This is a genomic window from Rubinisphaera margarita (assembly GCF_022267515.1).
Taxonomy (GTDB): domain Bacteria; phylum Planctomycetota; class Planctomycetia; order Planctomycetales; family Planctomycetaceae; genus Rubinisphaera; species Rubinisphaera margarita.
The window spans coordinates 165,096-177,562 of record NZ_JAKFGB010000009.1 but is presented as its reverse complement, the minus strand read 5'-3'; the positions used below and the strand labels follow the sequence as shown (position 1 = coordinate 177,562).

The following is a 12,467-nucleotide window of genomic DNA, read 5'->3' as shown; positions in this document are numbered from 1 at the left end:
ATCTGGGTGTTCAGTCTCGTTTTTTCTATTTCCGGGAGACGTCCATGTCGATTCGGCTCTTTGCCGTGTTGTTCTGCTCGCTTTACGCCTTTCTGATTTCCGCCTCGCCTGGCTTCGCCGAAGAGCCCAGGTCGTCGGTCCGTATCGCTCCGGAGACGACTTATATCAACGAGCCGTTGAAGCCGAACGGTCTGCCCGACTACGCGGCTGCGCTGAATGCGCGGATGAGTGAGGGCATCACGCCGGAGACGAATGCAGTCGTTGGGCTCTGGCAGGTGTTGGGGCCGAAGCTGAGTGGATTACGCATGGAGATTGACCGGCCGATGAGCGACGCGGTTGGCATTGAGCCGCTGCCGGATGAGGGAGACTATCTTGTCCCGAGCCATCAGTTCTTTCAGCATTTCATCACGGAGCGGGCTCCGGGGGCGACGCCGGAACAGACCGAGTTCGTCTGGAATGAAATCGAAAAGCGATTCGAGCAGACCTGGAACGAGCCATGGCGGCGAGACGACTTTCAGGAAATTGCCCTGTGGCTCGACGCGAACGACGTCCCTTTCGCACAGGTCGAAGCCGCCGTGCAGCGGCCGCACTACTTTCGCCCGGTTGTTTTCGGAACCAACACGCCCCCTGAAGATCAACTGCTGATGCTCGTGCTGCTGCCCGATGTTCAGCACTATCGGCAGCTGGCCCGGATGATCATGGCCCGAGCGATGATGCACATTGGCGAAGGCGAACTCGACGCGGCGATTCGCGATCTCACCACGGTGCATCGACTCGCGTATCAGGTTTCTCGAGGCTGGACGCTGGTCGAGTTTCTGGTCGGCGGGGCGATTTCCGAGATGGCGGCTCGGGGCGATATTGCTCTGGCCTCTCATCCGGAACTGACGGCCCCCCAGGCCGCCGCGTATCGACGGCTGTTGACTGCATTCGGCCCGCAACGGTCCACTCTGGTTGAACAGGTGAGCGTGGGCGAACGCTTCATCGCACTCGATTCAACCATCGCGCTGGCAGCCGGACAGAACATCGAAGCGGGAATGATTACCGAAAACGATCAGGTCGGAGACGTGATTGCCTGGCTGGCCGAACGCTCCCTGGACTGGGACACCGTCCTCACGGTGATCAACGGCTACTACGATCGGCTCAGCGGGATTCTCCGGGAAACAAGCGTCCGCACGCGGGCGAAACAACTCGACCAGTTGGCGAAGGACCTGCAAGAAGTTCGCACGCAAATGCTGCTTCCGGAAACCCGCCTCGAACTCGTCACGGCTGGCCCCCAGCGCCGCGGCGATGCCATGGGACACCTGATCGGATCCACGCTGACGAGACAGATTCAGTACATGGATCGCTGGCTCGGTCGATATGAGACTCGTCTGACGCTCTCCATCACCGCCCTCGCGCTGGCGGAGTATCGCAGCCTTCACGATCGCTATCCGCCTGCCCTGAATGAACTCGTCCCGAAGTTCTTGCCCGAGGTCCCCGATGATCCTTATTCGGGCGAGCCGCTGCAGTATCGCACCAGCGATGGCGGTCAGTCGGCCGAGCTGGCTTCGCTCGGGCGAGATCGAATCGATGATCGCGAACGCTTTCGTGAAGAGTTTCTCGATGAGCAAATCATGGACGACCTGCGGGTCACGCTTGGCTCGCTGGCGGTACCCGCAAGTCGCTGAGGAAACCGGTCAAACTGCGGTCTATGGCTGAATCTGGTGATCCGTTGGGGTAGAATTGCGTTCACGGTTTTCGAACCAGCCACTCTTTCCCGGGATTCTCCGTCATGCTTGCTCGATTGCGCTCTGCCGTTCCGTGTCGTTTTGCTTTTGTCTTCGCGATGCTCCTCCTCGGCGTCTTTTCCGTCCCGACGATGGCTCGGGATCGCGGGAAGCCGGATGAAGACAAACGCCCGCAGCCGAAGATTGAGATCTCGGAAGAAACGACGTTTATCACCGAGCCGCTGACCGAAGGCGGCTACCCCGACTATCCGGCTGCCCTTAACGCCCGCATGAGCGAAGGGGTGACGCCGGAGACCAACAGCTTCGTCCTGATCTGGAAGGCGATGGGGCCGCGGCCGGAGAATGTTGATAAAGGCTTCGGTGATGCGATGGCCGAAGCTCTCGGAATCGATCCGCTGCCGGAAGACGGCGAGTACATCATCAGCGGCGGCGACTTCGCGCGGCAGGCCGCCGAAGCTGAGTCGGCTGAGCTGACCGAACAGGCGGTCAATCAACGCATTGAAGACTTCTACGAGGATCAAGGCAAGACTTCAGAAGGTCGGTGGAAAGCGGAGGATTATCCGCTCGTTGCCGAGTGGGTCAAAGCGAATGAAGCTCCGCTCAAGCTGGTGCATGAGGGCGTCAAGCGGCCCGACTACTTTCGCCCGGTTGTTTTCTCTCCGTCTGAAAAGGAGTTCGACCAGGGACGACGTCTGCTGATTGGCGTTCTGCTGCCGGACATTCAGAAGTCCCGCGAGATCGCCCGGCTGCTCAATACGCGAGCGATGCTGCATCTCGGCGAGGGGCGAATCGAAGAGGCCCGTCAGGATCTGCTCGCCACGCATCGACTCGGGCATCATGTCGCCCAGGGCTGGACGCTGATCGAGTTCCTCGTCGGCGTCGCCATCGATTCGATCGCCTACAACGCGGAAGCCGCACTGGCCATCAGTCCGCAGCTGACTGCCGAGCAGGCCGCCGCCCACAAGCAGGCGTTGCAGGAACTCGGCCCGACCGTCACGCGAGCTGAGATGGCGGACCTCATCGACAAAGGGGAACGGCTGATGGGGCTCGACTCGATCATCGCTCTGGCGACGAACAGAGTTACCGCCCAGGAACTGGCGGGCGGCGGGGGCGACGACCTGTCCACGAAGATCATCAACTGGCTGTTCGGCCTCGGCATCGACTGGAACGCCACGCTGCGGGTGATGAACGAAGCCTACGACGAGATCACGGTCACGTTGCAGGCAGAAGACAAGGAGCTGCGTGAGCAGCGCTTTGCCGAACTGAACGAAGCGCTCAAGAAGCAGGCCCAGGGAGTCCAAAACTGGCAGAACGGCGTCTCGTTCCTCCTGGCCGGCAGCACCTTCCGCGGAGAGAAACTCGGCGAGGTCCTGAAAGCCCTGCTTCTCCCAGCCGTGCACCAGGTCGACCGAGCCTGGATTCGAAGCGAAATGCGACGGCAGGTCACCATCGTCGGCTTCGCTCTGGCCGAGTACAGACAGCAGCACAAACGCTACCCGGCAGAGCTCAACGACCTGGTCCCCGCTCAACTCGACAAACTCCCGCAGGACCTCTACTCCGGCGAGCCCCTCAAGTATCACGTCAGCGACGACGGCTTGAAAATGCTCGTCTACTCCGTCGGCGAAAACGGGACCGACGAAGCCGGCCGCACCTATGGCGAGTCGGACGGCTCCACGGCTACTGCCGACGACCTGAGGATTCGGGCGGGGTTCTTCGTTGAATCAGCGCCAGCTGAGAACGGGCAAGAGTAAGAATCGTGAACCGAGTTCAAACCAGCAGAAAGCCCCGACTTTTCTTCGTTGTTCGTTCGACATTCGGGGCGACGACCTGAGAATTCGCAGCGGCTCTCCAGCTCCCTTGCGGAATGCTCTCTGATTCTGCGGGGGATTATCTTCCCGAGCCAAAATTCCCGATTCAGACCGGAATTCCGTCAGCCAGATGGACATCATGTACACCAGCACCCTACGTGAAGGTTACGGCTGAAAGTTTTCTATGCGATTTTGTCGTCGCAACCGTGCCGCTGGTTTGCCGGTTTCATGGGCAATCTTGTGGACGAGTCTGATTCTCAGGCTCCGTGATCGATTCTGATTTGTCTTGTCTTCATTCCCTCATTCGAGGAGTTTATCCATGCGATCTCTGCACTTGGGACCGGTTGTGGTCGGGATGGTGTTCAGTGGGCTACTCTGTTCCGCAACCGCCGGAGGGGAGGCGCCCGGGGAGTCCGGAGCCCAAGGCACCCTCTCCGTTTCGCGGGAGACGACGTATGTCACCGAGCATCTGACGGCGGCCGGGCTTCCTGATTATGTGGCCGCGATCAATGCGTGGCGAGGCGAGGGAGTGACGCCGGAAAACAACGCGATGGTCCCGCTACTCGAGGCGTCCGGGCCGCATCTGGCGGGGGGCGATGCCTACGCCGCGAAGCTGGCCGTTGCCCTTGAGATCGACCCGTTGCCCCCGGAGGGAGATTATCTGGTCTCTCTCGAAGCGTTTCTCGCGAAAACGCTGAAACAGTCACCCGAGTTGACTGAGGAGCAACGAAACGCGGCTTCCAAACAGCTGATGGATCACGCTCAACATTGCGTGTCACAGCCGTGGACGGCGGAGGAATTCCCCGACATCGTGAAATGGCTCCGCAGCAACGAAGCTCCACTGGCAAAGGTGCACGAGGCGGCGATTCGTCCCCGCTACTTTCTACCGGTCATCGATCAGGCGGCTGCATCCGATCCCTCAGATGAGCGTCGGCAGTTGCTCGTGCAGACGTTGATCGGGAACGGCTCGCTGAACCGTGAAGTTTCCCGGATCTTGAGAACTCGCATCATGCTGTCTCTTGGCGAGAAGCGTCTCGATGAGGCCGAGCGGGACGTCCTCGATCTGCATCGGCTTGCCCGGCACGTGGCTCATGGCTGGACGATTATTGAGTATCTCAACGCGTCCGCCCTCGAATACGCCGCCAGTGCGGCTGCTCTGTCGTTCCTGAATGCCGAGGGGATGACCGCGAACCGGGCCGCCGGTTTTCGGGGGAAGATCGAAGAGCTCGGCTCGTTGATGACCCGCGACGAGCTTTCCATTCTGGTGGACCGCGGCGAGCGTTTGATGAGCCTCGATGCGATCGTCGCCATGTCGACGCGCCGCCTGAAGATGGAAGATCTTGTCGGCGGAGAAGCGGATGCCTTCATCCAGAAGCTCCTGACCGGGCTCTGGAACTCGGCAATCGACTGGAACACGACACTCGTCCTGACGAATAGCAGCTTCGATGCCCAGGTGGCGGCCCTGCGGAAACCAGACAACAGCGAGCGGGACAAGCTTTTTGACGCCCTGGAGAATGCGAATCTCGAACGACAGGCGAAAGTCGCGGAGTTCAAGGCCCCGTTGAAAGTGATGCTAGCCGACGCCCGCGAACGCGGCGAAGTCTACGCTTACGTTTTCGCCCGACTGCGCGAATCGTCCATGCGTCAGATCGATCGCGTCCATCAGCGAAACATCGCCCGCCATCGCCTGACGCTGCTGAGCCTGGCTCTCATCGAACACCGCATTAGTGAGAGCGAGTTCCCTGCCCGGCTCGACCTGTTAACGAAGAAGGACCTCGATGAACTCTCCATTGATCCCTTCACCAATGAGTCTCTGAAGTACAGCGTCAGCGAAGACGGCCAGTCCATGCTTCTCTACTCAGCCGGCGTTGACGGTCTCGACAGTCAGGGCCGCACTTACGGCGAAGAAACCCCGGACGGAAGTTCTGCCGACGACATCCGAGCCTGGGGAGGACATCCACCAGAGTGGATGAACAACTAACGCTACTGAGAATCACTACCTCCAAAACGATTGACTCCCCGCATGCGTATTTCCCCTGGATTCATTTTTCTGGCGTCCATGACGTCCTCCTCGTCTTCCGAAGAACGCCGCACATGGCGGAGTTGGATGCGGCGGCATCCCGTGTGGACTGTTGTGGGCGGGTTGTCGGCCTTCGTGCTGTTGCTGTCGATTGTCGCGGCCTGGGTGAACTTCGGGCAGCCGTGGCCGGCGATTCGGGTGTCGCGGGAGACGACTTATATCACCGAGCCGTTGAAGCCGAACGGATTGCCCGACTATATCGCCGCTCTCAATGAGATGATGCGGGAGGGGGTGACGCCGGAAACGAATGCGATGGTGCTGCTGCAGAAGGCGGTCGGGCCACAACCGGAAGGAAGCGACATCGAATTCGGTCACGCAATGTCTGATGAACTGGGCGTTCCCCGGTTGCCGGTTGGCGGGAGGTATTTCGTCACCGCGAATGACTTCCTCAATTCTCTACTCGCGGGCCTGAGTGAGGATGAGCGTCGGGCGGGCGTAGAGCAGTTCGATGAAGAGTTCAGTGCCGCGTACAAAGGTCCGTGGGCCCGAACCGATTTTCCCGACATCGCGGACTGGATTGAACAGAACCGGACGCCGCTCAGACTGGTTCACGAAGCCACGATGCGGGAGGAATACTTCCGGCCCGCGATCTTGCCGGCATCCGGCGATGCCTCGGATCGTCTCCTGATGCGAAGCCGTCTTCCCGATGTGCAATTGAATAGCACGATGGCGAAGATGCTGGTCTCTCGTGCGATGTGGCATCTTCAGGAGCAACGTTTTTCAGAAGCCAGAGCTGATCTGATGACCGTGCATCGTCTGGCTCGACATGTCTGCCGGGGATGGACGCTGGTGGAAGTCTTCGTAGCCATGACGATCGAAAATCAGGCAAGCACGGGGGATGTCCAGTTGGCCCTCCATCCCGAATTGCCCTCCGGAATGGCCCGCGAATACCGGCGGGAACTCGGCGAATTGCCGCCGGTGATTACGACCGAAGCCCTAGCCCGGAATGTGGATCGCGGGGAGCGAATGGCGGCTCTCGAACTGATCACTGCGATGCGGGATCGCCCGGATTTGTGGGACGGATTCAGCGGTCTGTATCGCATGAAACCTCCCCCCTTTCTACTCGACAGCACCCCTCGCCTCACGATGGACCTCAACGAGACACTCATCATCGTCAACAATGCTTTCGACCAGCTTGTCGAAGCAGTCGGCGAGCAGGACGAAAGCCGTCGAACAGCACTGAAAAGTGAACTGGAACGAATCCGGACGGAGCGAGAAAAATTCATCCAGCAACTGACACAGAACCCGGTCTCTGTCTTTCTGGCGGGACCGCACGGCCGGGGAGTCATCCTTGGCGAATGCTTCGCGTTCGCGCACATTCACAACGGATATCTGATTCATCCAAACCTGCAGGCGAGCGCGACCAGGCTGCAGCGTTCCCTCCTCGCGCTGGCCCTCGGCGAATACAAAGCTCGGCACGGTCGGTTTCCGGAGTCGCTTGCCAAACTCGTGCCGGAGTATCTCGATGAAACGCCATTCGATGCCTTTGCCGGCCGGGAGTGGATTTATCGCGTCAGTGAGGACGGGCAATCGATTCTCACCTACTCGATCGGCGAAGACCGCGTCGATGACAACGGCCGCACCCGGGACGAACCGACCGGTCCGAAAGGAGACGACATCACGATTCGAGTCGGCACTCTATCGGATGCAAATGAAGAGCCCGCCGCCGAGGTGGAGCCATGAAGTTTGCGTTGAACGGCTTCGGACGCTGGATGCGGCGGCATCCAATTCTGGCGGCCGGGATTGGGGTGCCGGCTGTCTTCGTCGCGTGGATTTTGTTTCCGGTTCTCTGGGTGCTCGTATTCGGGCCGCCGGAGTTGATCATTTCGCGGGAGACGACATTTATCACCGAGCCGCTGGATGAGGACGGGCTGCCCGATTACGTCGCCGCGTGGAATCGGCGGATGGGGGAGGGCGTGACGCCCGAGAACAACGCGGCGGCTCATCTGTGGGAAGCGACCGGGCCGGTTTTTGGAGAGACTTCGCATCGGAATTCGACGCCAGCCGATGCGGAACGCATCCGGCGTGCTCAGGGATTTGATCCGGTTCCGCCGACGGGAGACTATCTGATCAGCGGCTCTTCGTGGATTGCGAACGAGCTGGCACCCGCGCGATCGACGCTCAAGCCGGAGGACTATGAACGGGAACTCGATTTATTTCTGGAGGACGTCGAACGACTGACGCAAACGCCATGGCGGGCGGGCGGCCATCCCGAAGTCGCGGCCTGGCTCGATTCGAATTCATTGCCGCTGCAAACTCTGCGGGAGGCCGTTTCTCTGCCGGATTACTTCGAGCCGGTGATTGCTGAGCCGTTGCCGAGTCACTCGATGACCGGGGGACTGCGGTACTTCGCATTGAGTCATGACCCCAATCCTCTGCCGGTGATCAGATCGGTTCTGGCGACGAGGATCTGCCTGCATATTGGAGAGGGTGACTTTGCAGAAGCTCATCGGGAGTTGCTGACGCTTCACCGAGTGATCCATCACTGGGCAAGCCGGCAGACGGTAATCGATGTGAGCAGATTCCATGGAGCCGTCTTCATCGAACAGGAAGCCCTCCGACTTCATGGCCTGTTATCGGCTGCTCCGGGACTGCCTCCAGAACTGGCCAGGCAGATCCGCCGCGATCTCGAAGCCCTTGGACCGGCATTCCCCCGGGATGACGGAATAGAACTCGTTGACTGGAGCATGCGAATCGGTGTGCTTGAGGTGATGATCGCGATCGCCAGCGGACGGTTGCCACCGGAATTACTTGAATTCATCCTCTATCAGGAAGAAATCGAGCGTGTCTTCGAGATACTGAAAAGCATGGGGATCGACTGGAACACATCGCTTCGCTATGCCAACCGCGTGTTCGACGACGCCATTGAGATTTTGAAGGAACCCGATCCGCTGTTGCGACGGCAGCGGCTCATAGATCTCGATGCCGAACTGCGTCCACGATCACCCGCTGATCTTGGATTTCGGACGCTGACCGCTCTCTCGGGGCTCAAAGGGCGAGGCCGGATTGTCGGATGGTTCCTGATGATGCTTTGCCTGGAAGCCGACTTCGAAGGGATCGACGAAATGATCACCGATTCCGAGAGCTATCACGCGGTCGCGGTAACCGGTTACGCCCTGGCCGAGTACAAAGCGGTTCACGGCGTCTACCCAGAACGTCTGGATGAGTTGGCTCCAGAGATTCTCGAAACCGTGCCCGAAGACCCGCAGACGGCCCATTCGCTGGTCTACGTCGTGAGCGACGACCGGCAGTCGATGAAGGTTTATTCGCTGGGGGACAACCGGCTCGATGATCTCGGGGTCAATCGGACTGATCCCGATGCGCTGACTCGGTTGGCTGATGACTTGGGCATCCGAACCGGTGAGTTCGCGGCGACTGTTCCGGTTGAGCCGGGGATTTCAAATTGAGTCTTCGGCCAGGGCTCCACGACTGCCGTCGCAGTCGAACGAATCGCGGCCCGTCTTCATCGTTTCCTCGCAAATTCCTGTCAAAAGTTCGCATGTGCTGCGGAATACTGTAGAATTCGTGGCTGGAAAGTCTGGCGGCTGTTCCGAATCGCTGCATGGAAAGGCCGCAAGATGCCTGCCGATGGAGCCGGGCACCGATGGCCTGCGGCTGTGTTCCCTCCGAGGGACGGAACGTTCGTTCTGCCGTCCCGCCCGAATCCTGATCCAGCGAATCGTTTACGATCTCCCGAGCATTGCTCGACTCCACAGGAAATAGATTTCATGTTATTGAGCATCATCCGAGCTCTCTTCATATGCATTGCAGCCGGGGCGTTCGCGACGTTCGTGAACCAGCAGGACGGGATGCCGGACGTTATTCACAACAACCGGTTCCTGACCTTCTTCATCCTGATGCTGATTGCCGTCGGTGTCATTTTGACCGATGTGCTGATCAAGCGGAAACGAATCGAGGACCTCTCGGCTCTGTACTTCGGCCTGCTCATTGGGGTGTTGCTCAGTTATCTGCTGCTCCAGGCGGTGGAGCCGCTGTTCGCTCAGGCATTCGGAAATGCCGGGGTGACCTACTACCACATGTTTTCTCTCGTGATGCTGTTATCGGTCCCCTATTTCAGCATCTCGTTCCTGATGCAGACCAAGGACGATTTCCGCTTCATCATCCCTTATGTGGAGTTTTCCCGCGAATTGAAGGGGGGCCGCCCGCTCGTGCTCGACAGTCACGCCCTGATCGACGGCCGCATTGCCGAGCTGGTCGAAACGCACGTCGTCGACTCGCAGATGCTGGTGCCCGACTTTGTGCTCGAAGATCTGCAGCGGATCGCCGACAGTGGCGACAAAGTCCGCCGGGGCCGCGGGCGGCGGGGGCTCGATGTACTCAGCCGTATTCAACAGCACCCGCATGCCGAGATCCGCATCTTCGAAACGAGCTCAGCCAAGGGGATGTCGGTCAAGCATTCTTCGCACGATCAGTCGCTGATTGATGTCGCCAAGATCGTGAGCGGACGCATCGTGACCAACGATGTGAACCTGAACAAGATCGCCGGCGTGCAGAATGTGGAGGTGGTGAACCTCAACGACGTCGCCAACGCCCTCAAACCGAAGTATATTCCCGGCGAGCATGTCCGGATCAATCTCATCAAGGAAGGGGAATCGTACGGCCAGGGAGTTGGCTATCTGGACGACGGCACGATGGTCGTCTGCGAACAGGGCAAGGATCTGATCGGCCAGCAGGTCGATGTCGAAGTGACCAGCGTGCTGCAGAACAGTGCCGGCCGCATGATCTTCGGTAAGCCTTCAGGGACGGAATCGAATCAGTCGGGACGTTCGCATCGGTCTGCGGATCGAGCCGAACGCACAGAGCGGCCCGAACGAACCGAGCGCACTGAACGCAGCTGACCTGAACTTCCGCTGTCGTTGTCTTTTCCCAGTCCTGCTTTCGGGCGACAGCCCGCATCGAGTTGTGTATGTCCCTCGCTGAACACCCTGCCCCGGATACGAATGCCGCTTCCTCCTCCGCGAACCTGGAAAGCCTGCGACGATTTCCGTGGAAGAAGTCGCATCGCACGGCCATCGAAAGAGCGATTGACCGGAACCGCAGCGATCGCCTTGCGGAACTGGTTGCGTGCCGACCATTTGACGGCCAGGGAAAAGCCGGAACTCGCCTTCGCATTCAGTTGCTGACCGGTGTGAACGATCTTCTCCGCAGTCAGCCCGACAGCGATCCGTCGTTCGCCGCGGCGATCGAGTCCGTTCTCATCACCTTATCCGGAACTTCGTCGAATCCGAGCGGCGACGTGCCTGGGGAAGCGGCGGACAAGGTTCTGGACCGTCTCAACGATGCCGAGACGGTTTCTTCCGGGGAACGACTCGCCGGGATCGTTCTGCTGCTGTGTGGCGCGGACGAGAAGCGATCGCTGTTCAATGCAGATCAGTTGGTTGGCCTGTTCGAACAGGCGGCTCAGACCCGGCAGGAGGTCGCCGGAGCAGGTGGACTGCCGGAGTCGGACCACGTGCCTCATCTGGAGTCTTTGCTGGTGCGAGGCGAACTCCCCCTGCTGCTCTCGCTGGCCACGCCACAGCTCAGCGGCTCGCGGCAACTTTTCCGAGATGCCGTGGCAGGCTACGCCAGTGAGTTGGATGCCGTGACGGACGGCGACGGCACGCCGCATGCCTCACTTCTCGCTGAGTTGCCGTTCTGGCTCGACAGCTTCACCCGGGCCGCCATGATTTGCGAGGTGCTGGGAGAACGCTTTCTGAAGAAGAAAGATGCCGAGCGGTTCGACGAATTCCTGGAACGCGTCGCCAGCCTGACAACCGCCGACGGACGACTTGCCATCGAGGTCGAGACCGACGGAATCTGGGCCCGTGTGCTGCAAAATGCACTGGAGTTGAGGCACGGCAAGAAGCTGCCTCCGTGGGCCCGGCAGACCATGCTGGCCCTCAATGCACGCGTCCGCGGTAAAGCGAAGTCGTCGAGTGATGACCTCTCGGCCGCGACGCAGTCCGACTGGGGGCAACTGGTTTCGATGCGTTCGAACTGGTACGCCGGAGCCGATGTTTTGGCCGCAGCCTACGACCAGCCGAACATTCAACTAGGGTTGACGACGCTCGGCATGAGGGCCCTGGGGGGGCGATGGGAGACCGAACTGGTTCTCGACGGCGAAGTCTGTCGCCTGTCGGCGGACTGGCAGTCGCTCTGCTGGTACAGCGAGCCGGAGGGGGACTTTCTCGAGCTGCGCCTTCAGACCGAACACGCCACGATCGACCGGCAGCTGTATCTGTCGCGGAACGATCACATCGCTCTGCTGACCGATTCGATCACCACGAACGTCGATGCGGCTGTCGAAGTCCGCTGGAAGCTGCCGCTGCTCGGCAACTGGAAACCGGCCAGGCTGCAGCCGGGCCGGGCTCTGCGACTGTTCCGTGAAAAGCGAGAACTCCGGGTGATTCCGCTGGCGATCCCGTCTGATGCCGTCGAACGGGCGGACGGTTCACTGTCGACCGATGGGTCCACGATCACCGCGACGCTGACCGGCCAGCAGAATCTGTGCCTGCCATTGCTGCTCGACTGGTCACCAGTTCGCCAAAAGAAACCGTGCGACTGGAACCGCCTGACCGTGACCCAGGAACGAGAGATTCTCAACTCCCGGGTCGCCTTCGCCGCCCGTTGTCGGGTGGGCAGCAGTCAGTGGCTTTACCTGCGAAACCTGGAATTCGGCGGCTTCCCCCGAGCCGTGATCGGCCTGCACACCGATGCGGAAACCGTCATTGCCGAGTTCCCCTCCACCGGCGTCGCCGAGCGACTGGTCGAAGTCCACTACGAGGACGAAGATTAACCGACGATCGGTTGCGATTTACGCAACAAAAGCAGGTTGCGTCGAGACGCGTC

At 60.0% G+C, this 12,467-nt stretch carries 7 protein-coding genes; all 7 read left to right on the top strand.

The window, feature by feature from the left end; all coding sequences use genetic code 11:
* Positions 1-44 precede the first annotated feature (44 nt).
* The gene (locus tag L1A08_RS03980; RefSeq protein ID WP_238754464.1) at positions 45-1,667 is read left to right on the top strand and encodes a hypothetical protein; all 1,623 of its coding nucleotides are present in this window, start codon (positions 45-47) and stop codon (positions 1,665-1,667) included.
* Positions 1,668-1,771: 104 nt separating this feature from the next.
* On the top strand, positions 1,772-3,478 hold the full coding sequence (locus L1A08_RS03975; RefSeq protein ID WP_238754462.1) for a hypothetical protein: 1,707 nt from the start codon (positions 1,772-1,774) through the stop codon (positions 3,476-3,478).
* A gap of 376 nt (positions 3,479-3,854) precedes the next feature.
* Positions 3,855-5,516, top strand: coding sequence for a hypothetical protein (locus L1A08_RS03970; RefSeq protein ID WP_238754460.1), 1,662 nt, complete (start codon positions 3,855-3,857; stop codon positions 5,514-5,516).
* A 42-nt stretch (positions 5,517-5,558) separates the two neighbouring features.
* The gene (locus L1A08_RS03965; protein WP_238754458.1) at positions 5,559-7,298 is read left to right on the top strand and encodes a hypothetical protein; all 1,740 of its coding nucleotides are present in this window, start codon (positions 5,559-5,561) and stop codon (positions 7,296-7,298) included.
* Positions 7,295-9,022, top strand: a complete 1,728-nt coding sequence (locus L1A08_RS03960; protein WP_238754456.1) for a hypothetical protein — start codon at positions 7,295-7,297, stop codon at positions 9,020-9,022. The genes L1A08_RS03965 and L1A08_RS03960 overlap by 4 nt, the downstream gene beginning before the upstream one ends.
* A gap of 321 nt (positions 9,023-9,343) precedes the next feature.
* Positions 9,344-10,474 carry a PIN/TRAM domain-containing protein gene (locus L1A08_RS03955; RefSeq protein ID WP_238754454.1) on the top strand — a complete coding sequence of 377 codons (1,131 nt, stop codon included), beginning with the start codon at positions 9,344-9,346 and terminating at the stop codon, positions 10,472-10,474.
* 68 nt (positions 10,475-10,542) lie between these two features.
* The gene (locus tag L1A08_RS03950) at positions 10,543-12,414 is read left to right on the top strand and encodes a hypothetical protein (protein WP_238754453.1); all 1,872 of its coding nucleotides are present in this window, start codon (positions 10,543-10,545) and stop codon (positions 12,412-12,414) included.
* Positions 12,415-12,467: the final 53 nt, after the last annotated feature.